Annotated in this window: 33 protein-coding genes; 26 read left to right on the top strand and 7 right to left on the bottom strand. The window is 41.4% G+C overall.

The window, feature by feature from the left end; genetic code table 11:
• Positions 1–8: 8 nt before the first annotated feature.
• The gene (gene pnpS, locus IGI71_RS12465) at positions 9–1745 is read right to left on the bottom strand and encodes a two-component system histidine kinase PnpS (protein ID WP_087627809.1); all 1737 of its coding nucleotides are present in this window, start codon (positions 1743–1745) and stop codon (positions 9–11) included.
• Positions 1742–2449: a response regulator transcription factor gene (locus IGI71_RS12460; RefSeq protein WP_231434849.1), complete on the bottom strand. Its 708-nt coding sequence runs from the start codon at positions 2447–2449 to the stop codon at positions 1742–1744. Before IGI71_RS12460 ends, pnpS begins: the two co-directional genes overlap by 4 nt.
• 150 nt (positions 2450–2599) lie before the next feature.
• Between IGI71_RS12460 and IGI71_RS12455 the strand changes: the two genes are divergently transcribed.
• The 4 genes from IGI71_RS12455 to IGI71_RS12440 all read left to right on the top strand — a co-directional run bounded on the left by IGI71_RS12455 (position 2600) and on the right by IGI71_RS12440 (position 5429).
• Positions 2600–3073, top strand: a complete 474-nt coding sequence (locus IGI71_RS12455) for a DUF523 domain-containing protein (RefSeq protein WP_010749736.1) — start codon at positions 2600–2602, stop codon at positions 3071–3073.
• Positions 3063–3401 (top strand): putative DNA-binding protein, encoded by a 339-nt coding sequence (locus tag IGI71_RS12450; protein ID WP_005228897.1) that lies wholly within the window; start codon positions 3063–3065, stop codon positions 3399–3401. The genes IGI71_RS12455 and IGI71_RS12450 overlap by 11 nt, the downstream gene beginning before the upstream one ends.
• A gap of 15 nt (positions 3402–3416) precedes the next feature.
• Positions 3417–4835 (top strand): signal recognition particle protein, encoded by a 1419-nt coding sequence (gene ffh, locus IGI71_RS12445; RefSeq protein WP_005228902.1) that lies wholly within the window; start codon positions 3417–3419, stop codon positions 4833–4835.
• 393 nt (positions 4836–5228) lie between these two features.
• A complete protein-coding gene (locus tag IGI71_RS12440) occupies positions 5229–5429 on the top strand; it encodes a CsbD family protein (RefSeq protein WP_005228904.1) in 201 nt (66 codons plus the stop codon).
• 46 nt (positions 5430–5475) lie between these two features.
• Here IGI71_RS12440 and IGI71_RS12435 read toward each other — a convergent pair whose 3' ends face one another.
• Genes IGI71_RS12435 through IGI71_RS12425 form a run of 3 tightly spaced genes read right to left on the bottom strand, consistent with a single transcriptional unit; the run spans position 5476 to position 7913 of the window.
• Complete coding sequence (locus IGI71_RS12435) at positions 5476–6636, bottom strand: ABC transporter permease (protein ID WP_231434848.1); 1161 nt, start codon at positions 6634–6636, stop codon at positions 5476–5478.
• Between the two features lie 12 nt (positions 6637–6648).
• Positions 6649–7530: an ABC transporter ATP-binding protein gene (locus IGI71_RS12430; RefSeq protein WP_015510136.1), complete on the bottom strand. Its 882-nt coding sequence runs from the start codon at positions 7528–7530 to the stop codon at positions 6649–6651.
• Positions 7527–7913, bottom strand: a complete 387-nt coding sequence (locus IGI71_RS12425; RefSeq protein ID WP_005228910.1) for a GntR family transcriptional regulator — start codon at positions 7911–7913, stop codon at positions 7527–7529. Before IGI71_RS12425 ends, IGI71_RS12430 begins: the two co-directional genes overlap by 4 nt.
• Positions 7914–8013: 100 nt before the next feature.
• Between IGI71_RS12425 and IGI71_RS12420 the strand changes: the two genes are divergently transcribed.
• From IGI71_RS12420 to IGI71_RS12405, 4 genes are all read left to right on the top strand, one after another.
• On the top strand, positions 8014–8583 hold the full coding sequence (locus IGI71_RS12420; protein WP_231434847.1) for a DNA-3-methyladenine glycosylase I: 570 nt from the start codon (positions 8014–8016) through the stop codon (positions 8581–8583).
• A 13-nt stretch (positions 8584–8596) separates the two neighbouring features.
• Positions 8597–9130, top strand: a complete 534-nt coding sequence (locus IGI71_RS12415) for a dihydrofolate reductase family protein (RefSeq protein ID WP_231434846.1) — start codon at positions 8597–8599, stop codon at positions 9128–9130.
• A 111-nt stretch (positions 9131–9241) separates the two neighbouring features.
• On the top strand, positions 9242–9934 hold the full coding sequence (locus IGI71_RS12410) for a helix-turn-helix domain-containing protein (RefSeq protein ID WP_010748054.1): 693 nt from the start codon (positions 9242–9244) through the stop codon (positions 9932–9934).
• A 26-nt stretch (positions 9935–9960) separates the two neighbouring features.
• Positions 9961–10827 (top strand): IS3 family transposase, encoded by an 867-nt coding sequence (locus tag IGI71_RS12405; protein ID WP_306453152.1) that lies wholly within the window; start codon positions 9961–9963, stop codon positions 10825–10827.
• Between the two features lie 217 nt (positions 10828–11044).
• Here IGI71_RS12405 and IGI71_RS12400 read toward each other — a convergent pair whose 3' ends face one another.
• Entirely contained in the window at positions 11045–11596 is a 552-nt protein-coding gene (locus tag IGI71_RS12400) for an NADPH-dependent FMN reductase (protein WP_005228916.1), read from the bottom strand.
• 254 nt (positions 11597–11850) lie between these two features.
• On the opposite strand from IGI71_RS12400, the gene rpsP reads away from it, so the two are divergent.
• From rpsP to IGI71_RS12320, 16 genes are all read left to right on the top strand, one after another.
• On the top strand, positions 11851–12126 hold the full coding sequence (rpsP, locus tag IGI71_RS12395; protein WP_005228917.1) for a 30S ribosomal protein S16: 276 nt from the start codon (positions 11851–11853) through the stop codon (positions 12124–12126).
• Positions 12127–12137: 11 nt separating this feature from the next.
• Entirely contained in the window at positions 12138–12383 is a 246-nt protein-coding gene (locus tag IGI71_RS12390) for a KH domain-containing protein (protein ID WP_005228918.1), read from the top strand.
• A 113-nt stretch (positions 12384–12496) separates the two neighbouring features.
• On the top strand, positions 12497–12754 hold the full coding sequence (locus IGI71_RS12385) for a hypothetical protein (protein ID WP_005228919.1): 258 nt from the start codon (positions 12497–12499) through the stop codon (positions 12752–12754).
• An 86-nt stretch (positions 12755–12840) separates the two neighbouring features.
• Positions 12841–13665 carry a hypothetical protein gene (locus IGI71_RS12380; protein ID WP_142968781.1) on the top strand — a complete coding sequence of 275 codons (825 nt, stop codon included), beginning with the start codon at positions 12841–12843 and terminating at the stop codon, positions 13663–13665.
• 155 nt (positions 13666–13820) lie between these two features.
• The gene (rimM, locus tag IGI71_RS12375; protein WP_231434845.1) at positions 13821–14345 is read left to right on the top strand and encodes a ribosome maturation factor RimM; all 525 of its coding nucleotides are present in this window, start codon (positions 13821–13823) and stop codon (positions 14343–14345) included.
• Complete coding sequence (gene trmD, locus IGI71_RS12370; protein WP_231434844.1) at positions 14335–15081, top strand: tRNA (guanosine(37)-N1)-methyltransferase TrmD; 747 nt, start codon at positions 14335–14337, stop codon at positions 15079–15081. Before rimM ends, trmD begins: the two co-directional genes overlap by 11 nt.
• Before the next feature lie 166 nt (positions 15082–15247).
• A complete protein-coding gene (gene rplS, locus IGI71_RS12365) occupies positions 15248–15595 on the top strand; it encodes a 50S ribosomal protein L19 (protein ID WP_002357176.1) in 348 nt (115 codons plus the stop codon).
• 127 nt (positions 15596–15722) lie between these two features.
• On the top strand, positions 15723–16499 hold the full coding sequence (locus tag IGI71_RS12360) for an aminoglycoside phosphotransferase family protein (protein ID WP_142968782.1): 777 nt from the start codon (positions 15723–15725) through the stop codon (positions 16497–16499).
• Between the two features lie 337 nt (positions 16500–16836).
• Positions 16837–17850: an alcohol dehydrogenase AdhP gene (gene adhP / locus IGI71_RS12355; protein ID WP_005229064.1), complete on the top strand. Its 1014-nt coding sequence runs from the start codon at positions 16837–16839 to the stop codon at positions 17848–17850.
• Positions 17851–17950: 100 nt separating this feature from the next.
• A complete protein-coding gene (locus tag IGI71_RS12350) occupies positions 17951–18670 on the top strand; it encodes a response regulator transcription factor (protein WP_174273013.1) in 720 nt (239 codons plus the stop codon).
• Positions 18671–18930: 260 nt separating this feature from the next.
• A complete protein-coding gene (locus IGI71_RS12345; protein ID WP_005229066.1) occupies positions 18931–19335 on the top strand; it encodes a VOC family protein in 405 nt (134 codons plus the stop codon).
• 191 nt (positions 19336–19526) lie between these two features.
• Positions 19527–19952, top strand: coding sequence for an Rrf2 family transcriptional regulator (locus IGI71_RS12340; RefSeq protein WP_231435092.1), 426 nt, complete (start codon positions 19527–19529; stop codon positions 19950–19952).
• Positions 19953–20088: 136 nt separating this feature from the next.
• Complete coding sequence (locus IGI71_RS12335; RefSeq protein WP_231435091.1) at positions 20089–20736, top strand: NAD(P)H-binding protein; 648 nt, start codon at positions 20089–20091, stop codon at positions 20734–20736.
• A gap of 179 nt (positions 20737–20915) precedes the next feature.
• Complete coding sequence (locus IGI71_RS12330) at positions 20916–21377, top strand: GAF domain-containing protein (protein ID WP_015510123.1); 462 nt, start codon at positions 20916–20918, stop codon at positions 21375–21377.
• Positions 21378–21555: 178 nt separating this feature from the next.
• On the top strand, positions 21556–21783 hold the full coding sequence (locus IGI71_RS12325) for a hypothetical protein (protein ID WP_005229082.1): 228 nt from the start codon (positions 21556–21558) through the stop codon (positions 21781–21783).
• Between the two features lie 158 nt (positions 21784–21941).
• Entirely contained in the window at positions 21942–22715 is a 774-nt protein-coding gene (locus IGI71_RS12320) for a hypothetical protein (RefSeq protein ID WP_231435089.1), read from the top strand.
• 74 nt (positions 22716–22789) lie between these two features.
• Here IGI71_RS12320 and IGI71_RS12315 read toward each other — a convergent pair whose 3' ends face one another.
• Entirely contained in the window at positions 22790–23125 is a 336-nt protein-coding gene (locus tag IGI71_RS12315) for an antibiotic biosynthesis monooxygenase family protein (protein ID WP_074536028.1), read from the bottom strand.
• 709 nt (positions 23126–23834) lie between these two features.
• Between IGI71_RS12315 and IGI71_RS12310 the strand changes: the two genes are divergently transcribed.
• Both IGI71_RS12310 and IGI71_RS12305 read left to right on the top strand, forming a co-directional pair.
• Positions 23835–25496: a peptide ABC transporter substrate-binding protein gene (locus tag IGI71_RS12310; protein ID WP_231435088.1), complete on the top strand. Its 1662-nt coding sequence runs from the start codon at positions 23835–23837 to the stop codon at positions 25494–25496.
• A gap of 188 nt (positions 25497–25684) precedes the next feature.
• Complete coding sequence (locus IGI71_RS12305; RefSeq protein WP_231435087.1) at positions 25685–26758, top strand: dipeptide epimerase; 1074 nt, start codon at positions 25685–25687, stop codon at positions 26756–26758.
• Positions 26759–26775 lie beyond the last annotated feature (17 nt).

Here is a 26775-nt window from a genome sequence, read left to right as displayed (position 1 = left end):
GTTTTTTATCAATAATCATCTTTTTCATGAAGCGGCAAAGTCACCGTAAAGGTAGAACCAATTTTGGGGAAACTGTCAACCTTGATGCTGCCACCTAATAATTTGGTATAGTCTTTAACGATAGCCAGTCCAAGTCCAGTGCCGCCAGAATTGCGGGCGCGGGCTTTGTCCACCCGATAAAACCGCTCAAAAATCCGTTCCTGATCTTCTTCATCGATGCCGATGCCTTGATCCTGCACTTGAAATAACAGCTGGTCGTCTTGCTCTGAATAGGATAATGTGATGACACCACCAGGTTTTGAATAGGTGACAGCATTTTCTACCAGATTTTTTACGATGGGCTGCAGCAGCTCTTTTTTGGTAGATAAAATGAAGGGTTCGGGTCCTTCAAATTGAAAGGTCAATTGCTTCTTAGCAGCTGCGGGACCATAGGTTTGAACGACTTGTTGCAGCAGCTCAGAAAAGTTGATCGGTTGGTCGACATACTGGAAAGAATCACTGTCTTGAGACAGTTGGATGATATCTTGTATTAGATTTTTCAAGCGATAAGCATCTTTTTGAATGATCTCTAAAAAGGTCTGCAATGTTTCTGGGTCTTCTTTGGCGCCGTCCAGCAGTGTTTCGGTAAACCCAATCAAGGAAGTTACCGGCGTTTTTAATTCATGGGAAACATTGCCGACAAAATCTTTTTGCATTTTTTCTAATTGTCGGATGCGCGTCAAGTCATAAGAAATACCAATCAACTGGTTTTCTTGGAAGCTTCGCAAGGTAACATCCAAGACTTTTGAGCGTTCCCCGCTAAGGGTGGTTTCCGCATGGAAAATAGGGGTCTCGTCGTTAAATTGATAGATCAATTGGATCAGTTGTGTGTCATGAATCACTTCAGTGAAGGGCTGCGGCAAGGTTGGCGCAGTTTCCATCCCCAACTGTTCTTGCATCGTCGGATTCAACAGCAGCAGTTGATTTTCTTCATTAATGATAAAGACACCGATCATCAGTTCACTGAGCAAGCCGTACAGCTGTTGTTCAGATGCCGCATAGGCACGATAGGTCTGGCTCATTTGTTCGCTCAGCTGATTGATCAGTTGATACAACTCGTCATGTTCAGGGGTTTCTTGCATAATGATTGCTTGTTGATCGGGCGAGGTGATCATTTTTTTTACGACGGGCAGAATCGTTTGGATTGGACGATTCCGCTGACGCAGCGTGTGAAAAATCAGCAGGCTGATCAAGAAACAAAAGACAAGATAGACAATCAAGATCGATTGCTTGATTCCTTGGTTTTTCGCAAAAAAAGCAGCAGTCGGTTCTGCGATCCGCAAGATTTGAGTTAAGTTTCCATCTTCTTTGACAGGAATCGCCACGTAAAGCAATTCTTCATGCAAGGTGTCGCTTTCCCGCAACGATTGACCAACGGCGCTTCCGCGCAAAACGGCTTGAACTTCTGGACGATCGGAGCGGTTTTCATGGAGGGTATGATCATAAGTATCGAAAATGATTTGGCCTTGATCATCTAACAAAGTGATGCGGCTATTGCTATCTTGAACATAGGCATCGGCAAATTGTTCGAGCGCTGCGGTTTGGTTATCTGAGAGATTCAAAAACACAGCGGCTTTCTCTTGCAGAAAATCCACTTGCTGGGCGATGACTTGCTGACGGTAAAAACTGCTTAGAACTTGCCAACACAGGAAAAAAATCAGCAATAGACCGATTGACCATAAACCATAGCCATAGCGTTTTTTCATTGGGGCGGCTCCTGAAATTTATACCCAAATCCTCGAACGGTCACCAAGTATTCTGGACGCTTTGGATCAGCTTCCAATTTTTCTCTTAAATGACTGATGTGAACATCCACGATGCGACTTTGTCCATCAAAGTCAAAATTCCAAATACGATTGAGTAAGGTATCGCGATCGATCACGCGGCCTTTACGTTTCATAAAGTAAACCAGCAGCTCGAACTCTTTCGGGGTCAGGAAGATTTTCTCCCCATCCACACTGACCTGGAAATTGGTCAGATCGGCTTGAATTCCGCCGATTTGCAAGATTTCTGCAGGTTGATCTTCTTCTCGTGCTTGTTGACGAGGTTCTAAGCGACGGAAGATGGCCTTCATTCGAGCCAATACTTCTCGAGGGCTGAAGGGTTTCGTCAAGTAGTCGTCAGCCCCGATCTCTAAGCCCAAGATCCGGTCGATCGGATCATCTTTTGCGGTCAAGACGAGGATCGGTGTCTCGATTTTTTCTTGACGTAATTTCTTTGTGATTTCGATACCGTCCAAATTCGGCAGCATGACATCCAAGATGATAAAGTCAAAAGGTTTTGACAACGCCAAGTCGAAGGCTTTTTGACCATCTGAGGCGGAAACGACTTGGTAGCCCTCTTTTTCTAAATTAAAGGTTAAAAGTGTGACGATTGAAGGTTCATCATCGACAACGAGTATTTTTTTCATGATAGACTCCTTTCGTTTCTTTTTTTCAAGAAACGATTAAATTTCAACGAACAAGTCCTATTTTAGCATGAATAGACAATTGGTACTATTGCAACCACTAAATAAATGCTATAATAAAGGACGATTTCATAGGAAAGCTGAGGGTGCTAAATGATTGGAATCAGTGCGTGTCTAGGCGGTGCCCTTTGCCGCTACGATGGAAAACATCAAGCAGTACCACAATTGATCGAACTTGTTCGTGCGGGTCAAGCCATGATGGTCTGTCCAGAAGTTCTTGGCGGCTTGCCGATTCCACGTGAACCGGCCGAAATCGTCGGTGGCGATGGGGTGGATGTTTGGGCGCAACGAGCGAAGGTCGTCACCATTTCAGGAGAAGACGTGACGGAACAATTTACTAAAGGCGCGAAAATTGCTTATCAAAAATTGCAAGAGCAAGGCATCACCCAACTGATCCTAAAAGAGAAAAGTCCCTCTTGTGGCAGTCAGACGATTTATGATGGCAATTTTTCTGGAATCAAAAAAACAGGGGTCGGTGTCGCTTGTGCCTATTTTCGACAAAAAGGCATGACTGTTTTGTCCGATGTCGAATGGCTTGCAAAACAGGAGGAAGCAAATGGAAATTGAAAAGACCAATCGCATGAATGCGTTGTTTGAGTTTTATTCCACGTTATTGACGGAAAAACAGATGAATTACATGGAATTGTATTACGCAGATGATTTTTCTCTAGGAGAAATCGCTGAAGAGTATCAAGTTAGCCGTCAAGCAGTCTATGACAACATCAAACGCACCGAACGTATTTTAGAAGACTATGAAAAAAAACTACATATGTTTTCGGATTATATCATGCGGGAAGACTTGCTGGATCAGCTAAGCGAGTATACGAAAACCCACTATCCAAAAGACGAAACCTTACAGGGGTTTATTCAACAGCTCCAAGAAATTGAAGAATAAAGGAATGAAAAAAAAATGGCATTTGAAAGTTTAACTGAACGCCTCCAGCAGGCAATGAGCAAACTGCGCAGAAAAGGAAAAGTATCTGAAGCAGATGTAAAAGAAATGATGCGTGAGATTCGTCTAGCTTTATTAGAAGCCGACGTCAATCTGCAAGTTGTAAAAGAGTTTACCAAAAATGTCCGTGAACGGGCAGTGGGGGTAGAAGTATTAGAAAGCCTATCTCCAGCGCAACAAATCGTTAAGATCGTTGATGAAGAATTAACCAAAACATTAGGATCAGAAACAGTTGGGATCGAAAAATCACCGAAGATCCCAACGATCATCATGATGGCTGGTTTGCAAGGGGCAGGGAAAACCACCTTTGCTGGGAAATTAGCCAACCATTTGATCAAAACCGAAAACGCACGTCCATTAATGATCGCTGGTGACGTGTACCGACCAGCTGCGATCGACCAGTTGAAAGTATTAGGGCAACAATTGGATGTACCTGTTTTTGATATGGGAACTGATGTCAGTCCAGTTGAAATCGTCCGCCAAGGATTGGCTTTGGCTCGGGAAAAGAAAAATGACTACGTTTTGATCGATACGGCGGGTCGTTTGCATATCGACGAAAACTTGATGGAAGAGCTAAAACAAATCAAGGACTTGGCACAGCCAAATGAAATTTTACTGGTAGTGGATGCGATGACAGGACAAGATGCTGTCAACGTGGCGGAAAGCTTCAATCAACAACTGGGGATCACAGGGGTAGTCATCACCAAGCTAGATGGCGATACTCGTGGCGGGGCGGCATTGTCGATTCGTCAAGTTACGGGCGCTCCAATCAAGTTCACTGGTACCGGTGAAAAATTGACCGACCTTGAAGTATTCCATCCAGATCGGATGTCTAGTCGGATTCTCGGTATGGGTGATATGCTGACTTTGATCGAAAAAGCACAGCAAGATTACGACGAGAAAAAAGCAGAAGAACTTGCTCAAAAAATGAAGGAAAACTCCTTCGACTTCAATGACTTTGTTGAACAGATCGATCAAGTCATGGGCATGGGCCCAATTGAAGATCTTTTGAAAATGATTCCGGGAATGAGCCAAATGCCTGGCATCGAGAACGTCAAAGTTGATCCAAAACAAATTGCCCGTCAAAAAGCCATGGTTTATTCTATGACACCAGCTGAACGGGAAAATCCTGATTTGTTGAATCCAAGCCGTCGCCGCCGTATTGCTGCTGGTTCTGGAAACAGCGTCGTCGAAGTCAACCGTATGATCAAACAATTCAAAGAATCTCGCAAAATGATGCAGCAAATGAGTAAAGGGAATATGAACATTCCTGGCATGGATCAAATGTTTGGCGGTGGGGTCAAAGGGAAACTTGGAAAAATGGCCATGAACCGCATGGTCAAGAAACAAAAGAAGAAAAAGAAAAAACGCAAATAATCGTTTCACACTGATAGGAACTGAGAACTGAACCTTATCTTCGTGTAATTAAAAACATGATCTGAAAAGGCACCAAATCGAGAAGCTGTACCTGCTGATTCTAGCAGTTGCAGCTCCTCAGATTGCCTTCTTCAGGTCATGGTTTTTTTATGCTCACAGCTTCCTCTTTAAATGAACTTCTTCAAAGAACATCAAATTGAACATCTAAAGAACATCCCTTTTTATAGAGAAAGCCAGCTTTCTACCGAATATCTCAAATCGTCCAAGAGTCAAAAATAGCGATCAACTATCGTTGCGGACAACTCTAAGAATAGGATAGAAGCAGAACATTCGTGCTTTCTGTTAAATGGTGCTACTATTAATTTATAGCAAGTATGAAAGGAGTTTTTTACGATGACAAACAAAGATCGCATTGAAGGAAAAGTAACCGAAACAAAAGGGAAACTTACAGGAGATGACTCCGAAGAATTAAAAGGCAAAACCCAAAATAAATATGGGAAAGCCAAAGATAAGGTTGAAGATTTTGCGGATGATGTTTCTCGTAAAGTAAATGACTTCTTTGACAAAAAAGACGACGACAAACCTAGACATTAAACTTAAAAGCATCCCTGCAACAAGAAAATGTTGCAGGGATGCTTTTTTATATTCCACTGATTTGTTTGTTTTTTCGTTTGTACCACCAATTCATCAGCGCTTTAGGATAGACAAGCAGCAAACTGATGAATAAGCAGGCAACCAGTAATAAACCGAGCCGAAGGGCGATGTTCCAAAGACTGACATCATACCCCTCATAGAGATTACGGTAAAAAATTTCTAGTGGGTAATAAGAAATCATGGATAAATAGAACCAAGTTCCCAAAGAAAGCAGCCAATAAACTGGTGCGCGCAATTTAGGGATCGTTATATAATCACCGTCATTTTCTAAAGAGATTTTCGAGAACACTTTTTCGGCAGCAAGAATCAGTAAGCCGCTCAAGCCGAGGTAAAGGAGCAGCAGCCACCAAGGGTAGACATATCCTTGCGGCCAATCGATCCAGGTTTGAAAAGGAATCAGAAAATCCCCATGACCAAGAAACACAAAACTAAAAAACTCGCGGGTACATTGGAAAAAGCTATACCCCATTGATCCTAGCGAAATAGTGAAGAAGACCGAGAGCACGCCAGTAAACAGATTCCCCAGCAAAACGCCTAACAAGAGACCTGCAGCAAATACTAGCAGATTCGTTGACAAGGTACTAAGGGCAGAAAGCAGCACGTCTTGAAGCGGCACAGCGAGATAGCGAGCTGGGATCATCGTGTATTCGATCAGGATATGACCTAACAGCCCCAACACTAAACAAGCGGTCAAGGGTAAGCCGATAAAAAGCAGTTTCTTGTGAAAGACGTGCTTTCTGCTAAAGGGTAAGGCAAATAAAAAGCGATTGAAATTGGTGCGGCCATCGACAAAAAAGGATAAGAAGCCCCAAATAAACAGGAAGACAATCACAAATTGATTCATGGTGGTCATATAAGGGCGATTGTAATAAATCTCATCAGGGGACTCATTGCTGATCGTCAATACCGCATCGCGGTATTCTGTTGCCGAATCAAAGTAAACCGGGGTTTCACCCTTGTAGTTTTTGACATAGTACTCTCGATTTTCGTTGAAATCTTTGATAAATTCTTCAGATGTCAAATAGCGTTCTTGCTGATGCCAGGCTTTTTGTGATTGCCAGCCATCACCAAGATACATTAAGAGTAAGACAAAACAAAAGCCGATCAGCAGCTTGCCGTAGCGTTCTTTAAATATATTGCTTAACATCGTTTTCCACCTCTATCCTTCCACTAATGCCTCTTGTCGTAAATTTGCTTCAAACAGATCTTCCAAGGTCAAGGGCAATTCTTCGAAAACCAAAGGGTCAAGCTGCTGGATCTCAGCCGCCAGCTCTTTTGTGTAATTGTCAAACAAAGCGGTCAAGACTCGACCTTGTTTTTGAATCAGCTTGGAGCGCTGCTTGATAAGGGGAGGAATCTGCTTGCTGCGAAAGACGAGTTGAAGTTTGCGAGATTGTTCGCGAATCGTTTCCAAACGGTAGTCTCCTTCAATCGTTTTCCCTTTGATCAACAAGGCACGATCAATAATATGCTCTAATTCATTTAGATTATGGGAAGCGATCAATGCGGTACGATTCGACTCGCTGAGGCTTTCCAGCAATAGTCCGATCACTTTTTTACGGACGATCACATCAAGCCCATCAAAAGGTTCGTCTAACAGTAAGAACGTCGCATTTGAAGCGATCGCTAGAATCATCTTATAAAGACCTTGCATTCCTTTTGACATTCGCCGGTAAGAAAGCGTTAGCGGCAGACCATGGCTTTGCATCAATTCTAAATAAAGATTTTGATCAAAATTTGGATAAGCAAGCCGATAAAATTGATTGATTTTTTTTAACGAGTAGGCAGCCAGAAAGTTTTCTTTTTCATCGATATAAAAAAGCTGTTCTTTTAATTCCGGGTGCTGATCCAGGCGTTGGTTATCGATCGAAATCTCGCCATCATCTAGTAAATAATGTCCAGCGACCGTCCGAAACAACGTGGTTTTCCCAGAACCATTGCGGCCGATCAATCCTACGAGTTCTCCTTTTTCCAAAGAGAAGTTCACGTTTTCTAAGATAATTGTTTGTTCCATTTTCTTGGTCACATGTTCGATCTTCACTGTGGATCGCCTCCTAACTCTTGTTCAAAGCCATTCATCCAATCGCTCAGCTCACGCATGCTGATCTGTAAATGGCGTGCTTCGATCACCAATTCTTTCAAACGTTCTTTCACTTGTAAGATCCGAATCTCATCGCGTGGCAGATCCTCAGTAACTTTCACAAAGGTGCCTTTTCCTTTGATGGTGACAAGCACTTGCTCATTTTCCAATACTTTGTAGGCTTTGCTGACGGTATTTGGATTCATCAACAGGTGCTTGGCCATTTCACGAACCGAAGGTACTTGGTCTCCAGCGGTTAGAACACCGTTCAGAATATCTTCTTTGATACTTAAAACCAATTGCTCATAGTAAGGTTTGCTGCTGGCTTTGTTAATGCGAACCACAAAATCAGCTCCTTTCATTTATGTGTACTAGTATACGTAGTACAATAGTGGAAGTAAAGTCTTTTATGATAAAATAAACAAAAAGGAGCTGATGAGGACAATGGAACGATGTGAGTGGGCCAACAGTACACCAGCAATGCAGGAGTATCATGATACAATCTGGGGGAAACCTGAGTATGAGGATCAGCAGTTGTTTCGAAAATTGGTGTTAGATATGAATCAAGCAGGGTTGAGCTGGCAAACGATTTTAAATAAAATGGCGAATTTTGATGCGGCGTATGATCAGTTTGAAATCACCAAAGTAGCGAACTATACGGAAGAAAAAGTGGAAGAACTGATGATGAATCCAGGCATCATCCGCAATCGGCGAAAGATTGAAGCGGCGATCAGCAATGCCCAAGAAGTTTTAAAAATCCAGCAAGAATATGGTAGTTTCTCCACATTCTTGTGGCGATATGTCGATCATCAGCCGATCATTAATGAATTTGAGCAGCAATCCGATGTACCGACCCATTCGGAAATCTCTGATCAGCTAGCGAAAGATTTGAAAAAGCGAGGGTTTAAATTTGTCGGAACGACCATTATTTACGCCTTTATGGAAGCTGTCGGCATGGTCAACGACCATTTAGTCACTTGTGTTTGTCGAACATCAGCAGCAAACAAAGAATAAAGGAGCGAGCATAATGGGAAAAGTGATATTCTATGGTGCGATCAGCCTCGATGGCTATTTAGCAGGTCTGAAGGATCAACTGGACTGGCTGTTTCAAACCGATACCGGTGTCGCCACGACCTATGAAGCATTTTTTGCGACTATCGACACGACCGTGATGGGAAGAAAAACCTATCAAGAAGCGAAAAAACTGATGGATGAGGGACCGTTGTATCCTGAAACGACAAATTATGTTTTTTCCCATACCCGAAAAGAACCGCTGCCGGATGCAATCCTAGTGGCATCGGATCCAGTTGCATTTGTTTCAGCATTGAAACAAGAGAAAAACGTATGGGTAGTGGGTGGGGGTTCCCTATTAAAACCATTGCTGGAAGCTGATTTGATCGATGAATGGTTTATTCAAATCGCGCCGGTGTTTTTAGGAGAAGGCAAGCGACTGTTTGAACCGGGGGAATATTCGAGACGCTTGACGTTTGTTGAAACAAAACAGATGGGGGAACTGACAGAGCTTCATTTTGTCCGAAAGTCTGTGTCAGGCAGCGAGTAAAAAGCGCAAACGATTATTCTTTACAGTGAAAAAAGACCAAGAAGCTCAGTTGATATGCTCCCCCTATATAGGACACTGAAATATAAAGTGGCTTATATAGGGGGAGTTTGTATGTCTAGAGGAAAAATGAAATTAAGTTCAGAAGAACGGCTAGCTTTTGTAGAAAGAGCTTTAAAAAATGAAGCTAGCATAAACAGCCTGGCCAAAGAAGCACAAGTAAGTTTCAGTACGATAGAAAGGTGGATCACTCTTTATGAGAATGAAGGACCCACAGGTTTACTCCCTACAAAAAGGAATCAATCATACTCAACAGAGTTGAAACTGAATGCGGTCCATGATTATTTAGCTGGAACATATGGTAGCTTAAGAGCTGTCGCCAAGAAATACGGGCTTCGTAACAAAAAACAATTAGAAGACTGGTTAAAGATATATAATACTCATAGAAACTTCAAATCAGAAAGTGGTGGAAGTAGAATGAGTAAATCCAGAAAAACAACATTGAATGAACGAATTAAAATTGTGCATGACTGTATTATCAACGGTCGAGACTATGGGAAAACCGCGATTCAGTACCAAGTCTCTTACCAACAAGTTCGGAACTGGGTGTTGAAATACGACGAGATGGGAGAAAAAGGCTTAGAAGACCGTCGAGGGCAACGAGCGGGAAGTAAACCAGCCAGAACACCCGAAGAAGAAATGCGCGATAAACTGGCTCAACAAGAACGACGGATCAAGTTGCTTGAAATGGAAAATGACCTGTTAAAAAAAGTCAGCGAGTTAGAAAGGAGGCGGGATTTGAATTAGTTCGTCATACGTTTGAATACCAATCGATCAAAGAGCTGCACGAGACAAAAAGCTATCCAATTAACACCATGTGTACCCTGCTCCATGTCACAAGATCGGCCTATTATCGTTGGTTAAAAAATCCCAAACTGCCTGAAGTGGTATTGAATGAACAGTTGGCAGACCTTGTTCGTTATATTTATGAAGCAGACAACGATAAAGGATATCGCAGAATCTGTGAAGATCTCGTGAATGATTATGGCTTTCAAGTGAATGACAAGCGTATTCTTCGAATCTGTCGCAAACTTCAAATCCAATCAACCATCAAGCATTCAGGCAATAGTATCACTAAGGCATCCAAGACTCCGTATCATATTGCGAAAAATTATTTGAATCGAAAGTTCTATGCGGATCAACCGAATCAAAAATGGCTAACAGATGTGAGTGAATTCAAGTATTATGAAGGGGCCGAAGTGAAGAAAATCTATTTGAGCGCTATTCTCGATCTCGCCGATCGTCGCATTGTTTCATTTGTCATCAGCGACAAAAATGATAATAAATTAGTCTTTGATACCTTCGATCAAGCAGTCGCCGCCGAACCAACCGCTCATCCGCTATTTCATAGCGATCGCGGATTTCAATATACAAGTAAAGTTTTTTGCACAAAGCTAAAGAAAGCGAAAATGAAGCAGAGTATGTCTCGTGTCGCCCGTTGTACCGATAATGGTCCAATGGAAGGCTTCTGGGGAATGCTTAAGCGAGAAAAATATTATCGGCGAAAGTTTATCAGTAGAGAAAGTCTCGTTGAAATGATCGAGAAATACATGAACTATTACAACAATGGTCGCTATCAACGATGTTTGAAGAGCAAAACACCGAGCCAAGTTCATCAAGAATTATTAATGGCAGCTTAATCACTCCCCCTCTTGGACAAGCGAATAGAATAAATCCGCTTAACCAAGAAGGAGGCCAGTCGAGCAAAGTTGAGGTTAAACAAAGTAAAAAACATAAAAACTGCCTACCGAATTTCGGTAGACAGTCGTCAAAATAATTTTATTCTATTTCATTGTCCACTTGACGGGGAGCCCAGCACAGTGACGAGTTTCTTGGTCTTTTTGTATGGATTCTTCATTAGTTGAATCGTTGAAAGAATTCAATATATTTTGCAAGGATCGTTTCGAAGAAGCTTACTGTATCTGGGTTGATCTCATTGTTTTCATCGATCAAGTTTGTGATACCGCCAATGTAGGCTTCTGGTTGTTGTAGAGTAGGCATATCCAAAAAGACTAATGATTGACGCAAGTGATGGTTCGCACCAAATCCAGCGATCGCTCCTGGAGAAACGCTGACGACTAATGCTGGTTTGCCACCCCAACTGCTCGCACCGTAAGGACGAGAACCAACGTCTAAAGCATTTTTCAAGGCTGCTGGAACAGAGCGGTTGTATTCTGGTGTAAAGAAGAAGACACCATCAACGGCGCTTAATGCTTCCCGAAATGCTGTCCATTCAGCAGGAACTTTTCCTTCAACTTCCAAATCTTCATTGTAAAAAGGCAAGTTGCCGATTTCGATGAAAGATGCTTCAAAACCTTCTGGTAATAATGATGCGAATTTTTTCGCTACGAGTTTATTGTAAGAACCTTCCCGCAAGCTGCCGACGATAAAACCAATTTTTTTTGTCATGTAAAATTCCTCCTTGTTGTTTTCTACTCATTTAGCTTACCAAAAGTAAGTGAATGGTGCAAATAAAACGATTTGTTCTTAAAAAGGTTTCTCTAGTATTCATGATACGCGTCCAGATTCATTCTGGCAAAAGATAACCATGCCGAAAAAACAGGAAAGAAAAACTTTTTTCAGCTGTAAAGAAAAAACTCTTTACACCATCAGAAAAACCTGTTAAACTAGCTCTTGTGATTAAATCAATGGAGGTGTAAATAATGGCAGTAAAAATTCGTTTAAAACGCATGGGTTCTAAAAAGAAACCTTTTTACCGTATCGTCGTAGCAGATTCACGTTCTCCTCGTGACGGACGTTTCATCGAAACAGTTGGTACTTACAATCCTTTACTAGACCCAGCTGAAGTAACAATCAAAGAAGATCTAGTTCTTGATTGGTTATCTAAAGGTGCGCAACCTTCAGATACAGTTCGTAACATCCTTTCTAAAGAAGGCGTTATGAAAAAACACCACGAAGCAAAATTCACTAAGAAATAAGGTGACTTTGGATGAAAGATTTGCAAGAATTAGTCTTAACGATCGTTTCACCACTTGTTACCAAACCTGAGGATATCAAGCTTGAGCTGGTAGAGTCAGATGATTTCTTGGAATATAATCTTACTGTGGCACCAGAAGATATTGGTCGTATCATCGGTAAACAGGGGCGGGTTGCCAAAGCAATTCGAACGATCGTTTACAGTGTACGGACAAATGGACCAAAGAAAGTTCGTTTGAATATCATTGATGGTAAATAAGCAAGAATGAAAAGCATTTCTCTTTGAGGAATGCTTTTTTTGTAAAATTCATGCTTAAGATGGAGGACAAAAAAAGGTGGTTTTGAGATAATCAAAAATGAGGAGGTGCTTGTATGTCTCAACTAATCGCATGGATCGTTGTTCTTTTGATTCTCGTCTTTATTTATAAAATCGGTTCTTTTCTTTGGCGAACGCTAGGGATCTTGCTACTACTTTTTTTGATTTGGGTCTATCGTGAGGAGATCATGACGCAATTGAACCAATGGACACAAAACTTTCGTTGGGGCGACCTATCGACGATCGCCAATCAAGTTTGGCAATGGATCAAGGATGGCTTTCAATCACTGCAAAATTGGGTGACAAATCTTTAAAAAATCAACAAAAAAATGACAGACAATCTGACTTGTTTGTCATTTTTTTTATTGAGGGGTATCCTTTGTATAAGGAGGGGAACATCATGAAAAAAGAACTAGGATTATTTGTTACGCTGCTAACGATTGGAACCTTGGCTGGCTGTAATAATCAAAAAGACCAAGAAACCAGTCAAGCCAGTACAGCTGAAACAACAGCAACGACTATGGTGGAAAGTACCCAAACACAAAAAAGTAGTCAATCAGAAACCAGTCAATCAACTGCATCGACTAGTCAGGCGGTTTCTGAGGATTCTTCAAATACGAGTAGCACCACAGACATCTATAGCCAAATACAAGCGGTATTCCCTGATCTTGTCTTGCCAAAGGACGTTCCGCTTGCTTCGGGTAAAGTGTTGAATGCTGCCACAGCTGGCAGTCAATCCGATGCCTCGATTCTTTATTATGGACTTGATCAGCAATTGTCTCTCAATGACAAGGCTTTGAACGAAGAAACACCGCTTGCTGCTTTTCAATCAAAAGAGTATCAATCAGCGGATGAAGCTGCTGCAGCGGTCAATGTAACAGCGGATGATGGCGGACAAGCCGTTGATCTCGGATATGGCATTACTGGGCATATGCAAGGAGCTGCTGGCTCCAGTTATTTAAGTTGGCAAGAAGGAAATTGGTCATTGACTGTTCGAGCAGTCAACCAAGAGGAACAAGATCCTGTGCCGGTTGCTAAAGAAGTGGTAGCGTATCTAGAAGAAGCCATGCTTCCAGCACCTGAGGTCGGTCAAATCACTATCGATATGGGAAAAAATGACCATACAGCAACTACCGTGGTCTGGCAACAAGAAACGATCCTTCGAACGGTACAACATCAAGATGCACGTTCAGCATTGGAAATGGCCGTTTCAATGAATCAATAAGTTTCAGATTAGGACATTGCCCCTTTGATCAAGCGTCGAAGGGGTGTTTTTCGCGCGATGATTTTGAGGAAAACAGAGGGCGCTAGGAAACGGCTAGAATTCGCTACTTTGCTATGCTAAAATAGAACAGAAGTTAGAAGAAATGGGGAACGAACGTGACAGAATATTTAAACGTAGGGAAAATCGTCAATACACATGGGATCCGTGGAGAAGTACGAGTGATATCACAAACGGATTTTCCAGAAGAACGCTACCGTAAAGGGGCTGAATTGACACTTTTTCGTGAAAATAAAGAGCCATTACCATTGATTGTTTCAGGTCATCGCAAACATAAAAATTTTGATTTGTTAACGTTTGAGGGCTATCCCAACATCAACGACGTTGAACCGTTTCGTAACGGCATTTTAAAAGTTACCAAGGATGATTTGGTGGATCTAGCAGAAAATGAGTTTTACTACCATGAAATTATTGGTCTGGAAGTCGTCGAAGAGGATGGCACAGTCATTGGTAATGTCAAAGAGATCCTTTCACCAGGCGCCAATGATGTTTGGGTGGTACAGCGAAAAGGAAAGAAGGATGCCTTGATTCCTTATATCGAATCTGTTGTTCATACCATCGATCTTGAAAATGGTCAGGTCATCGTTGAGATCCCAGAAGGGTTGTTAGACGATGAGAATTGATGTGCTGACACTATTTCCACGAATGTTTGAAGGGCCTCTTGGAGAATCGATCATCGGTAAAGCACGGGAAAAGGAACTGTTAGAAATCAACGTCTCTAATTTCCGTGACTATTCCGACAACAAGCATCAAACAGTGGATGACTATCCTTATGGTGGCGGAGCAGGAATGTTATTAAAAGTCCAACCTGTCTATGACAATATCAAAGCGATCGAAGAAGCGACACCAGAAACGAAAAAGCGTGTGATCCTATTAGACCCAGCGGGAAAACCCTTTGATCAAAAGATGGCGGAAGAATTCTCTACTGAAGAGCACCTTGTTTTTATTTGCGGTCACTATGAAGGCTATGATGAACGAATCCGTTCATTGGTCACTGATGAAGTGTCACTGGGCGATTACGTCTTGACTGGCGGCGAATTGGGGGCAATGGTCATGATCGATGCGACGGTCAGGCTATTACCAGAAGTTTTGGGCAATCAAACCTCCGCACAAACTGATTCTCATTCCACTGGTTTATTAGAGCATCCGCAATATACACGCCCGGCAGAGTTCAAAGGCATGAAAGTGCCGGAAGTTTTGATGAATGGCAATCATAAATTGATCGAGCAGTGGCAATTAAAAGAATCATTGCGCCGAACGTATCAGCGACGTCCAGATATGCTGGAAACTTATCCGCTGACCGCTGAAATGCAGAAGCTTTTAAAAGAAATTGAAGACGAAGCGAAGACTGGCAAGTAAAATAGTGCCAGTTTTTTTGATATTCTGTGCCATGACAAGAAAATTCTCTTTACAGCCTATGGTCGACTGTGGTAAGATATTTCAGTGAGTGTAAACTCAACTATTACGATGTTCCGCTGGAGCTTTCATGCTTTAAGAATGTTTGGGAATAAGGAGAATGATAAACATGAATCCATTGATTCAAGAACTAACTCAAGAACAATTACGTACTGACATCCCAGCTTTCCGTCCTGGGGACACTGTTCGCGTTCACGCGAAAGTTGTCGAAGGAACTCGCGAACGTATCCAGTTATTTGAAGGTGTTGTCATCAAACGCCGCGGTGCTGGTATCAGCGAAACTTATACAGTTCGTAAAGTATCAAACGGTGTAGGTGTTGAACGTACCTTCCCATTGCACACACCACGTGTTGCACAAATCGAAGTTGTTCGTTACGGTAAAGTACGTCGTGCAAAATTGTACTACTTGCGTGCATTACACGGAAAAGCAGCTCGTATCAAAGAAATTCGTCGTTAATCATTTATTATCAGATGAAGCAAAAGCCCTTGATTTCAAGGGCTTTTTTCTTTTGTCTGAGATGGAAAAAACTTTCTATTCGTTGTGATAAAATGAAGAAACGACTATACAAATAGGAGGGGTTTTATTGAATGAAAGAAATAACAATCTTGGACGAGAAGAAATAATCATCGAAAAGGAGTTCGTCAGACGGCCAAAGGTTCCATGGTCGAAGGACGTCCAACGCTTTTTACGTTTTTTGCAAGATCAGCAGATAAATTATGTGCCGAAACCATTAGGGTTTGATCAGGAAGAACATGAGTTAGTTTCTTTTGTTCCAGGGGAGGTATATGATCAGCCATTGCCGGATGAACTTTATACTGATGAGGTTCTTTGTTTGGTAGCTGAACGATTAAGAGATTTTCATGATCGAAGTGTTGGTTTTCTGGAAAGGCTAACTGGTGAGGAACAGTGGATGCTGGAATACTCTGGTCCGACAGAGGTGATGTGCCACAATGATTTTGCTCCGTATAATATGACGATCGTGGATGGGGAGCCTTTTGGGCTTTTTGATTTTGACACAGTAAGGCCAGGAAGCAGGTTATGGGATGTTTCTTATGCTGCGTACCGCTGGGTACCCTTGTATTTTGATGGGAACAGTCGTCTGAGTGAAACACAATGCCATCGATTGAAACTTTTTGTGGATACTTATCGGCTGTCCAATAATGACAGAGTACAGATTGTCGATTGTTTGATCGACCGCCTTTGTGCACTAGTTGCTTTTATGAGTAGAAAAGGAGAAGAAGGGAATGGAAATTTTCAGAAAAACATTGACGAGGGACATCTTGCTAAATACCAATATGACATTCAGCGCCTGAAAGAAAATAAATCGCAAGTCATCGAAGGGATAAAAATAGAAGAATAGAAGAACAGTGAGTACAAATCATCCTACAGTCTTCTATCAGATCGTCTTGGTGTTTTTTATTGAAACGATTGTTATTTATATAGATGAATTATCTCTATCTTTTTAATTTTATGTAATCTGGAAATAAAGAAAAAATTTTGAATGATTTCATTATTGTTTTCTAATAAATGATTACAGAAAAAAAGCAATAAATTCCCCTTTTTTTGATGATTTCTATGGTAATCTTCTCGATAGAGAACTTTCTTTTATCTAGCTATTGCTGACCTCTATGCGTTAGTTAATTACTTCACAAATAAAAGAAAGTTCTTTATTTAATCGAATTGAAAGAGGTGTCTTTGTGAAAGCAGCTGTAGTATCTAAAGATAAGGTTGTAAAAATCGAGGAAAAAGAATTAAGAGCGCTTCGTCCGAATGAAGCATTATTGAAAATGGAGTGTTGCGGTGTCTGCCATACTGACTTGCATGTAAAAGATGGCGACTTTGGAGATGCATCTGGGATCGTACTCGGACACGAGGGAATCGGTAAAGTGGTTGCAATCGGTGATGATGTTACTTCTCTAGCGATCGGTGACCGTGCAAGTGTCGCTTGGTTGTATGAAAGCTGTGGATCATGCGAATACTGTGTGAACGGGAATGAATCATTATGCCGTTCGGTTAGAAATGCCGGCTATTCTGTAGATGGTGGTATGGCTGAAGAATGTATCGTTGTAGCTGACTATGCAGTGAAAGTTCCAGAGGACTTAGGTTCTGCTGAAGCCAGCAGCATTACTTGTGCAGGTGTAACCACATATAAAGCGGTAAAAGTTTCTGACATTAAACCAGGTCAATGGATCGCCATCTATGGTTTAGGGGGACTAGGAAACCTAGCCTTACAATATGCTAAAAATGTCTTTAATGCAAAAGTGATTGGAATCGACATCAACGACAAACAGTTGGACTTCGCAAAAGATCATGGCGCTGATCTTGTAATCAATCCTGCGAAAGAAGATGCGGCAAAAATCATTCAAGAAGCAACCGGAGGCGCACATGCAGCCGTAGTAACAGCTGTTTCAAAAGCAGCCTTCAATTCTGCTGTTGATGCTGTTCGTGCGGGCGGTACGATTGTAGCGGTCGGTCTCCCACCAGAAAGCATGGACTTGAACATACCTCGACTTGTATTGGATGGGATTAAGATTGTCGGTTCCCTTGTTGGAACACGAACTGATTTAGCAGAAGCTTTCCAATTTGCAGCGGAAGGAAAAGTTGTTCCTAAAGTTGTCATGCGTCAGTTAGAAGAGATTAACGATATTTTTGATGAAATGCTTTCTGGAAAAATCAAAGGACGGATGGTCATTGATTTTCAAGAAAAATAAACGAAAATAGAGAAATCAACTATGAATTTTTAGCGAAGGAGAAAATTTCGTGTGTAATTTATTGATCATTGACAGCGAAGAGCGAAGAGCAGTTAGCGAGATGATTCGTTTGATTGATCGTCATTTCCCAAATGTCATCTTGCTTCCAATGGTTGATTCGAAAAAAGCACTTCAGCGTACCTGTCTTGAGCAGATGGTTGACATTGCAGTGATCAATGCGGATGGCGAAGAAGACTGTTTTGAATTATACAAAGAATTGCTTTCTTTTTACCCGAATGCAAAAGCAATTTTGTATTCTGTAGTAGAAAGCTTTGCTATCGCTCAAAAAGCGTTGCGTTACGACTTGATCGATTATTTGGTCGAACCGATCACCAATGATTTTGTTTATGCATTGGACCGAGGGATTCAATCCATCAATCAGATTTCCTTGCTGCACGTCGAGAAAAACAATGAAGCTTCTCCTTCGCTTTCTTTAAGACATAAGATATTGCGCTATATTCATGAAAATTATAGAGAACATATTACGTTAGACACTTTAGCAGATCATCTGCATTTAAGTCGGTATCACACCAGCCGTTTGATCAAGAATACATTAGGAATGACCTTTTCATTATACTTGATGATTTATCGTATTGAAGTTGCCAAAAAAGAACTCTCAACAAGTGATCGATCAATCAGTGAAATTTCTGTTAGAGTAGGATTCAATGATCCAAATTATTTTAGTAAGAAATTTAAAAAAGCAACTTCTTATACGCCCAAAGAGTATCGAAAAATTTATCGTGGGAAAGTAACCGTGATCGACTCAAGACTTGAGCTTTGAGTATTAAATAAAGTAGTTTGGGCTGATTGTATTAGCGAAAACATGATTCTTTGCTAATGCTTATCAAGTTACTTTTTCATAGATGAGAAAAGCTAAAAGGCCTATGCGTGCAAGGTCTTTTTTACTTGAAAAAAATTTTGGATCAGGTTTTTCAGACTAGCAGCAGAGGACAAAGACTGATGTTTTTGTGAATGAACCGATAGGTGCTATAATGAGAACGGATTCAGCAGTGCAGCTTACCAAAGAAAGGAAGCAAGAAAATGGCGAACAAAATGGTGTTTATTAACTTGCCTGTCACTGATATCAAACGTGCAACATCCTTTTATGAAGCGCTGGGGTTTGTAAAAAATGAAGAGTTCTCAAACGAGACCAGCAGTGGAATGGTTTGGAGTGAATCGATTTGGTTAATGCTATTAGAACATGCGTTTTACCAACAATTTCTAAATGGTAGAAGTATTGCAGATACAAAGAAGACGAGTGGCGCATTGATCGCGTTTAGTTTTGACACACCAGAAGAAGCAAAGAATTTTGCGAAAATTGCTGAAGAAAATGGTGGACAGTCGTTCCAAGTTGATATGGGGATTCCAGAGGACATGATGGTCGGCTATGAAATCGTTGATCCTGACGGCAATCAGATTGAGTCTGCTTGGATGAAAGGCTATTAGTAAAGTGCTCGTTTAAATAAAAGGAAAAAAATGGTTCAGTATGCAGTTCCCTCAAGAAGTTAGGCTTTTGTGCTAACTTTTTGAGGGCTGCTTTTTCTTGACGGGATCCTCGAGTTTTGTAAGATTGGTCAGTACCCTTTGTCTAAATTTGAAAAAAGAGGTATGATACAAGAAAAAGGAGTGGAGACGAAGTGAAATATTCAACGAAATACAGCGACGCCATTCACATCCTCGCTTACATCCACCTCTTTAAAGGAACTGATCTATCAAGTGATCGGATCGCCCAGAGTGTTGAAACGAATCCTGCTTATGTTCGCCGGATTATGAGTGATCTGCGTATTTCAGGATTGATCGAAAGCCAAAGAGGAAAACCAAACCCTAAACTAACGAAGGAACCATATGAGATTTCTTTGTTGGACATCTATGCGAGTGTTGAAAAAGATCAGCATCTTTTACATGCGGACAAAAAGACCAATCCCAATTGCTTGATTGGGGGGAATATCCAAACGGTATTAGAGGAAACTTACGATGTGCTGCAAAAGAAAATTGAGCAGGAAATGAGCGCTATCTCGCTGCAATCCATCATTGACGGCATTCAAGTAGAAGCCAATCATTAAAAGAGTCACATGGAAGGCTGTAAAAAAGAACTTTCACCTGCTAGGCAAATTCTTGACAGGGAAGAAAGTTTCTTTTATACTCTAGTTGTAACTTGATTAGTAACAACTTATTTTGAAAAAAACAAAAGTAGGAAGGATGATCATTATGAAAATCGGTATTATTGGCGCAACAGGGAATGCAGGTTCAGCAATTTATCAAGAAACAGTACAGAGAGGACACGAAGTGACTGCTATCGTGAGAAATGAAGCGAAGGCCAAAGAACAACTTGGTGAAACGGTCAAAACACTTACAAAGGATGCTTTTTCTCTCACAGAAGAAGAGCTCAGTGACTTTGATGTGCTTGTTGACGCGTTTGCGACAAGTCCTGACAAAGCTTACTTGCATGTGGATATGGCAGCAAAATTAGTGCACCTGTTTCGAGAAAAAAACACTCGTTTGTTCTTCATCTTAGGAGCCGGCAGTTTATTCAATGAAGCGGGGGAACGTAATCTCTCTGAGTTGAAAAAAGCACCAGGAAGCGAAAGTTGGATTGCGATTCCAGAAAATCAGCTAGACGAATATCTCTTTTTAGAAACAGTCAAAAATGTCCCTTGGGTGGGGATTTCTCCTGGGAATGTCTTTCAAGAAGGACCAGCTAAACCAGCGATTTTAGGGAAAGATCACTTACTATTCAACGAACAAAAGGAATCGGTGACATCTAGCGGTACGTTAGCTAAGGCAATTATCGATGAGATCGAAACAGTACAACATGAAAACACTCGCTTTACTGTGATTGATGCCTAGTAAGTTTTCAAAGACGACTGAGAAGGAAATGCTATGAGTAGCGTTGACTATTGGTACGAGTGGATGGATAGGCTATTTTAGGCAACAGTTCTTTTTTCACATTATTGTTTCCCATACTCAGTAATTTAGACAAGACAAATCCTCTGTCTTTGCTTATAATCAAGGACAGAGGTGAGAAAATGAATAAAAAAATCGAAGCGTATGAATTGATGCTTCTGCAATTAAAAGGATTATTAGAAGCAGAGAGTAATTGGATCGCTAATCTAGCAAACTCTTCTGCTTTATTAAATGAAACATTGGAAGATACGGTGTTTGCCGGCTACTATTTGTTTGAAGAAGGCGAACTGATCTTAGGCCCGTTCCAAGGAAGAGTATCTTGCACCAGAATCACTATGGGCAAAGGGGTTTGTGGAGAGTCAGCGGCAAAACAAACGACATTGATCGTCCCGAATGTCAAAGAACATGAGAACTATATCTCTTGTGACTCGGCAGCTATGTCTGAAATCGTTGTTCCCATGATAGCTGATGATCAATTGATTGGTGTGTTGGATATCGATAGTGGCAAAACGAACAGCTATGATGAGATCGATCAGAAATATCTGGAAGAATTTGCGGCGATCCTAGTAGCGAGTCGTAAGTAAATCGTTATTTCTTAATAATTAGTAAAAAACAATATAATGTTTAAAAAGTAAGTGTTCATTGAATAATGGGCACTTTTTTCATTTTTGTTTTAAATGGACATGCATATCGCTTTATTTTATTAGAATTAGATGATAAGATGATAATACAATTAGAGAAATGAGTAGTAAGGAGCGCATTATGGAAGCAGAAACAATTGTATTAGGTAAAGCATATGAATGTAAACCAGTTGGCTTAGAAAGCCGCGTTATCGGAGAAGTGGTCAGAAAAATGGAACGTTGTGCCGTTTTGCATGTGATCCGTTATGAAGAGACCGATCATGACGAGCTTGAAGAACGTTGTGGACGAGTTGTGGCAAAATACAACGAGATCTATCAACCAGCATTGGTTGAATGCTTTTCTAGCTAAGGGTTAATCCCAATCAAACGAAGCCATGCACGTAAACCAATTCCCTTAACAAAGGGGCTGTTTCTTGGAAGCAGCCTCTTTTTTTGATTCTTGGACACCGCTGCGTAGAAAAATGCATGCTATAATGGGCGAGAAACTAGCAGAAAGCAGGGAGCGAAATGGAATTAGAAAAAACGGTCATTGATGACAAACAGATGCTTTTTGAATTGCCGAAGGAAGCAGGGCAACTGCAAATTGTTAAAGGAAAACTTATTGAAACAAAAGACAATACCGTCCTCTTAGCCATAAAAGAAGGCCAATTACTATCAGTAGCAGATGAGAAATCATTTGATGACAAGCAAGAATATGATCGCTTAATGATCCTTACACCACCTTGGGAGATCATGGCGCCATACTTAGCAGCCTATTACCAAGAGAAATATCATTTGTCCAATGCTTCCAACGCACCTATCGTGATTCCACAGGAACTGCAACAAGGGGTCGCTGTTTGTGCGGAATCATTTGATTGCTTGATCGATTTTCTGGGGTATGTATCCACCAGTAAAAAGGAAACGAAAGCGGTGAAAAAAGGGGGCAAGCCTCGTCATAATTGGTCAAAAGAATTACAAGATGAACCCTTTATGGTGGATTATCAAGGAAGTACAGCAACGGTCTATTGGCAGAAACGCAACGAGGTTCGAATTGAAAAAGGCGCTACCTTGCGTCAAGAGGTCCCTTTGAACAAAGACGGCTCGGTGGGCTTTTCAGCTCGATTAGCAGAAAAGATACGGCAAGAGAATCAATCAGCGATCAAAGAGGGACGAACGATTGAAGACGTCGTATTAAAAAGTGTCAATGAGGTCGGCATGTTTCTTTACTATGGGGGGACCAATGGCTGGCTTCAATTAAAAGATCAGCAAGGAAGAACCCTGAACGAGCGAACGGTGGAATAGAAAAGAGAGATACTGAACAAGAAAGCGATCCACCAAAGCGAACGGAATCAGCTTTGGTGGATCGCTCGTATCGTTTAACTAGGAGTAGGCTCTTCATCGATCAAGACAAATTCTTGACCTGTTTTGGACAAAACAAGGCTCGGTTTTGCAGTTCCTTCCTTTTCTGCTCGATACGCCTCTCGGTGCTTTTGCAGATGTTCAGGGCGTTTTAACCAAGCTTGAAATGCTTTTTTCTCAGTCCATTTTGACACCAACTGGAAAACGAGGCTGTCTTTTGATTCTGAAAACCAAGCTTCAGCAGAGTGACACCCAGCGAATGTTTTCATTGAGGCGGTATCTTTTTTCATTTTAGCAAGAAAGATGTCTTTGCCTTCTGGAATGACTTCAAATGCGACGGTACGGATATACATGAAATTCCTCCTTTGACTGTGAGTGATTTCATTTAGTATAGCGCTAATTGAGAATCATTGTCAATTAGCGTGGGGATTTTTACTTTTTTATCGATTTTCACTTTTTGATTAAATCTTTCAAAAGCCTTGAACAAATGAAAAAAGTACGTATAATTAATATACGTACTGAAGAGTCCGAAGAGTATTGGAGAAAATGGATACTTGGGGAAGTCTTTCTTTTCTCACGTGCAATACTCTTCGTTTGTTTAGTGTACCACTCCCATTTTAAAATAGATACGTTTTTTTTACTTTCTGAGGAGATTTCTTTTACTCCTTGAGTTGAAAGGCAAAAAAGTGGGAAGGTTCTGAGAAAGCGCTATGAAGACGAAATTTATGTCTTCTTTTTTTGTGTGAAAGGAAAGGAAAATTAAGAAAGTTTTTTTATCCATTTTACCTGCGAAATGATGTATAAGAAAGTATCAAAAGTTCTGATTACTAGAAGATCAGGACTTTTTTGTATGCTTTCTTGGCATGACTCCTTTCAACGATATTCAGCATAAAGTCGCTCTTTTCTACTTTTTACATTCAGAAGAGCGTTTCTGACACAACCGTGTAACCTCTTACATTTTTTGGTCGTGTTAAATTGACAGGCTGCATAAACATGCGGTAAACTCGGTACAACAAACAGAATTTTTTGAATTATCTGAATGTTAGAAGGGGATGAGTAGAAATGGGGAAACGTAGCAAATATGCAGTATCGCTTGTGTTACTAGGCAGCTTATTTTTAGCAGCTTGTCAAAATGGCAATCAAGATAACGAGACGGATTCATCAGCAGCTTCTTCTGCAGAGCAAGTGATCAATGTGCAATTTTCGGCAGAGATGGGCAGTGCAGATATTTCTTTAGCAACCGACTCTTACAGCTTTATCACGTTAAACAACGCCTATGAAGGTCTTTATCGCTTAGATGAAAACAATGTTCCTGTGATCGCTGGTGCAAGTGAAGACGCTGAAGTTAGTGAAGATGGGCTTTCTTACACCATTTCACTGCGAGAAGAGGCAAAATGGTCCAATGGCGATCCAGTTACTGCAGCTGATTATGTTTTTAGCTGGCAGCGAACCGTTGATCCAGCCACTGCTTCCAATTATGCTTATATGCTGGCACCCGTTAAAAACGCTGCCGCTATTTCAGATGGGACGCTAGATAAAAGCGAGTTAGGGATCGAAGCAGTCAATGATTATCAATTGAAAATCACGTTAGAAAAACCGACGCCTTACTTTTTATCTTTACTGGCTTTTCCAACCTTCTTCCCGCAGAACGAGCGTGTCGTGGAAGAGTTTGGTGATCAATATGCCTTAACCAGTGAAAACGCGGCGTACAATGGACCATTCCTATTGACCAATTATGCTGGACCAGGCACCGACATCCAATGGACATTGGCGAAAAATCCCGATTATTGGGATGCCGATTCGGTCAAACTTGAAACAATTAACTTTGATGTCGTGAAAGACTCATCGACCGCTTATAACTTGTACGAAAGCGGACAAGCCGATGACATTATTTTAAGCGGTGAATTGGCGATGCAGAATGTGAATCATCCTGATTACATTGTTCAGCCTAGTGCAACCACTCAGTATTTAGAAATGAATCAAGCACCAGAAGATTCGCCTTTTCGAAATGCGAATCTGCGCCAAGCAATTTCGTATAGTATGAATCGACAACAAATCGTTGACAATATTTTAGGCAACGGCTCCTTACCAGCTGTCGGCTTTGTTCCTTCTGACCTAGCGTTCAATCCAGAGACAAAGGCTGATTTTGTCGAGGATGCGGCAACCAGGTTAGCCTTTGACGAAGAAAAAGCCCAAGAATATTGGGAAAAGGCAAAAGCTGAACTGGGTATCGATACATTGTCTTTTGAACTATTGACATCAGATACCGACCAATCGAAAAAAATGGCGGAATACATTCAAGGCACCTTGCAGCAAACACTGGATGGGCTGACTGTCGAAGTCACAAACGTTCCATTTTCTGTGCGCTTGGATCGTTCAAATAGCGGCGATTTTGAGATGGTCATGAACAACTGGATCGGGGATTATGCAGATCCAATCAACTTTTTGGAATTGTTCAAAAAAGACAGTTCCTATAATCGTGGAAAGTGGCTAAATGATGACTACAATCAATTGATCGAACAAGCCTCCAATGAAAATGCTAACAATCCAGAAGCTCGTTGGGAAAATATGGTAGCAGCAGAAAAAATCTTAAACGACGACTTAGGCGTTATTCCACTCTTCCAAAGTGCTGAAGCACATCTACGGTCGCCAAAAATCAAAGGCCTCATCGTTCATAGTGTTGGCGCGGCCTATGATTATAAAAATGTCTTTGTCGAAGAATAAGGAGAAAAAAGCTCCTTTTGTCTATTCATTGTCTGACTTCGCCAAAGAGGGCAGCAGACGAGAAAAACGTTACTAGAATGTTTAGCAACTTGATAACAAGGAATAAAGCAGTTCTTTTTCTAGCAGCGAACAATGACGTATTCATTTTAGCTAGATAAGAACTGTTTTTCTTTTTGGGAGGAACACCAATGAAAATCACAGCAGTTGAAACCAAACGAATTCCGATCCAGCTGAATGCACCGTTTAAAACGGCCCTCAGAGAGGTGCACGCCGTCGAAGTGATTCGAGTGCTGCTTTTTTTTGATAATGGGATCGTTGGCATCGGAGAAGCAGCACCTACCGAAGTGATCACCGGTGATACAAAAGAAAGTATTTTAAAAGATATCGAAACGGTCTTTGCCCCGTTCCTGTTAGGCAAAAAGGTAGATGCCCAATTGCTAGTAATGGATGAGCTTCATGCGTTGATCCAGCATCATACGAGCCCAAAAGCGGCGATTGATATCGCGATGCATGATGCACTGGCAAAAGCGGCAAACTTGCCTCTTTATCGCTATTTAGGTGGTTCTGCCAATACACTGACAACCGACTATACGATCAGTGTTGGCTCACAGGAGCAGATGCTGCATGATGCCCAAGCGAAAGTCCAGGCGGGATTTCGCTCCTTGAAAATCAAACTAGGGGCAGGAACGATCGAAGAGGAAGTTGCGAAAATTCGCCGCATCAATGAACGCTTGGCAGGAAAGATCCCCTTTCGAATCGATGCGAATCAAGGCTGGACCAAAGAAGAAGCGGTGCAGATTTTAGACCAATGGCAAGACATTCCGATCGAGTTTGTTGAACAGCCAGTAAAAGCCCATGATTTTGCTGGACTCAGCTATGTGACTGCTCGTACGACGATTCCAATCATGGCCGATGAAAGTCTTTTTTCCTATGAGGATGCCAAGCGTTTGATTGCTGAAAACTGCTGCAATTATTTGAACATTAAATTGATGAAAAGCGGCGGGATCAAAGAGGGACAAAAAATTTATCACTTGGCAAAAGAGCATCAAGTGCCGGTGATGGTCGGTTCGATGATTGAAGGGTATGGGGGAATGGCGGCAGCCGCCCATTTTGCTTTGGGGATGTCTGATGTCCAATTTTATGATCTGGATGTTCCTTTTATGTGGGAGACCCAAACGACTTCCCCTGAAACACAAGGGATTCTTCAGCGTCCAGGAAGCTTGAGCGTCACCGAACGCATCGGGCTAGGAATCAACGAATAAACAGTTATGAGAGGAGC

The organism is Enterococcus sp. DIV1279b, from assembly GCF_050531515.1.
GTDB classification, from domain to species: Bacteria; Bacillota; Bacilli; order Lactobacillales; family Enterococcaceae; genus Enterococcus_D; species Enterococcus_D casseliflavus.
The sequence above is the reverse complement of the archived record's forward strand: the minus strand, read 5'-3'. Positions and strand labels throughout refer to the sequence as shown.

What these genes read in the sequence shown, in the direction of transcription:
- IGI71_RS12345 (WP_005229066.1), top strand. Translation starts at nt 18,931, where the DNA reads ATGGCGAACAAAATGGTGTTTATTAACTTGCCTGTCACTGATATCAAA.
- rpsP (WP_005228917.1), top strand. Translation starts at nt 11,851, where the DNA reads ATGGCAGTAAAAATTCGTTTAAAACGCATGGGTTCTAAAAAGAAACCT.
- IGI71_RS12305 (WP_231435087.1), top strand. Translation starts at nt 25,685, where the DNA reads ATGAAAATCACAGCAGTTGAAACCAAACGAATTCCGATCCAGCTGAAT.
- IGI71_RS12380 (WP_142968781.1), top strand. Translation starts at nt 12,841, where the DNA reads ATGAAAAAAGAACTAGGATTATTTGTTACGCTGCTAACGATTGGAACC.
- IGI71_RS12335 (WP_231435091.1), top strand. Translation starts at nt 20,089, where the DNA reads ATGATCATTATGAAAATCGGTATTATTGGCGCAACAGGGAATGCAGGT.
- IGI71_RS12310 (WP_231435088.1), top strand. Translation starts at nt 23,835, where the DNA reads ATGGGGAAACGTAGCAAATATGCAGTATCGCTTGTGTTACTAGGCAGC.
- IGI71_RS12435 (WP_231434848.1), bottom strand. Translation starts at nt 6,636, where the DNA reads ATGTTAAGCAATATATTTAAAGAACGCTACGGCAAGCTGCTGATCGGC.
- IGI71_RS12440 (WP_005228904.1), top strand. Translation starts at nt 5,229, where the DNA reads ATGACAAACAAAGATCGCATTGAAGGAAAAGTAACCGAAACAAAAGGG.
- IGI71_RS12325 (WP_005229082.1), top strand. Translation starts at nt 21,556, where the DNA reads ATGGAAGCAGAAACAATTGTATTAGGTAAAGCATATGAATGTAAACCA.
- ffh (WP_005228902.1), top strand. Translation starts at nt 3,417, where the DNA reads ATGGCATTTGAAAGTTTAACTGAACGCCTCCAGCAGGCAATGAGCAAA.
- IGI71_RS12350 (WP_174273013.1), top strand. Translation starts at nt 17,951, where the DNA reads ATGATTCGTTTGATTGATCGTCATTTCCCAAATGTCATCTTGCTTCCA.
- IGI71_RS12320 (WP_231435089.1), top strand. Translation starts at nt 21,942, where the DNA reads ATGGAATTAGAAAAAACGGTCATTGATGACAAACAGATGCTTTTTGAA.
- IGI71_RS12315 (WP_074536028.1), bottom strand. Translation starts at nt 23,125, where the DNA reads ATGTATATCCGTACCGTCGCATTTGAAGTCATTCCAGAAGGCAAAGAC.
- trmD (WP_231434844.1), top strand. Translation starts at nt 14,335, where the DNA reads ATGAGAATTGATGTGCTGACACTATTTCCACGAATGTTTGAAGGGCCT.
- IGI71_RS12460 (WP_231434849.1), bottom strand. Translation starts at nt 2,449, where the DNA reads ATGAAAAAAATACTCGTTGTCGATGATGAACCTTCAATCGTCACACTT.
- IGI71_RS12390 (WP_005228918.1), top strand. Translation starts at nt 12,138, where the DNA reads ATGAAAGATTTGCAAGAATTAGTCTTAACGATCGTTTCACCACTTGTT.
- IGI71_RS12455 (WP_010749736.1), top strand. Translation starts at nt 2,600, where the DNA reads ATGATTGGAATCAGTGCGTGTCTAGGCGGTGCCCTTTGCCGCTACGAT.
- IGI71_RS12330 (WP_015510123.1), top strand. Translation starts at nt 20,916, where the DNA reads ATGAATAAAAAAATCGAAGCGTATGAATTGATGCTTCTGCAATTAAAA.
- rplS (WP_002357176.1), top strand. Translation starts at nt 15,248, where the DNA reads ATGAATCCATTGATTCAAGAACTAACTCAAGAACAATTACGTACTGAC.
- IGI71_RS12415 (WP_231434846.1), top strand. Translation starts at nt 8,597, where the DNA reads ATGGGAAAAGTGATATTCTATGGTGCGATCAGCCTCGATGGCTATTTA.
- IGI71_RS12420 (WP_231434847.1), top strand. Translation starts at nt 8,014, where the DNA reads ATGGAACGATGTGAGTGGGCCAACAGTACACCAGCAATGCAGGAGTAT.
- pnpS (WP_087627809.1), bottom strand. Translation starts at nt 1,745, where the DNA reads ATGAAAAAACGCTATGGCTATGGTTTATGGTCAATCGGTCTATTGCTG.
- IGI71_RS12450 (WP_005228897.1), top strand. Translation starts at nt 3,063, where the DNA reads ATGGAAATTGAAAAGACCAATCGCATGAATGCGTTGTTTGAGTTTTAT.
- IGI71_RS12385 (WP_005228919.1), top strand. Translation starts at nt 12,497, where the DNA reads ATGTCTCAACTAATCGCATGGATCGTTGTTCTTTTGATTCTCGTCTTT.
- IGI71_RS12410 (WP_010748054.1), top strand. Translation starts at nt 9,242, where the DNA reads ATGTCTAGAGGAAAAATGAAATTAAGTTCAGAAGAACGGCTAGCTTTT.
- IGI71_RS12400 (WP_005228916.1), bottom strand. Translation starts at nt 11,596, where the DNA reads ATGACAAAAAAAATTGGTTTTATCGTCGGCAGCTTGCGGGAAGGTTCT.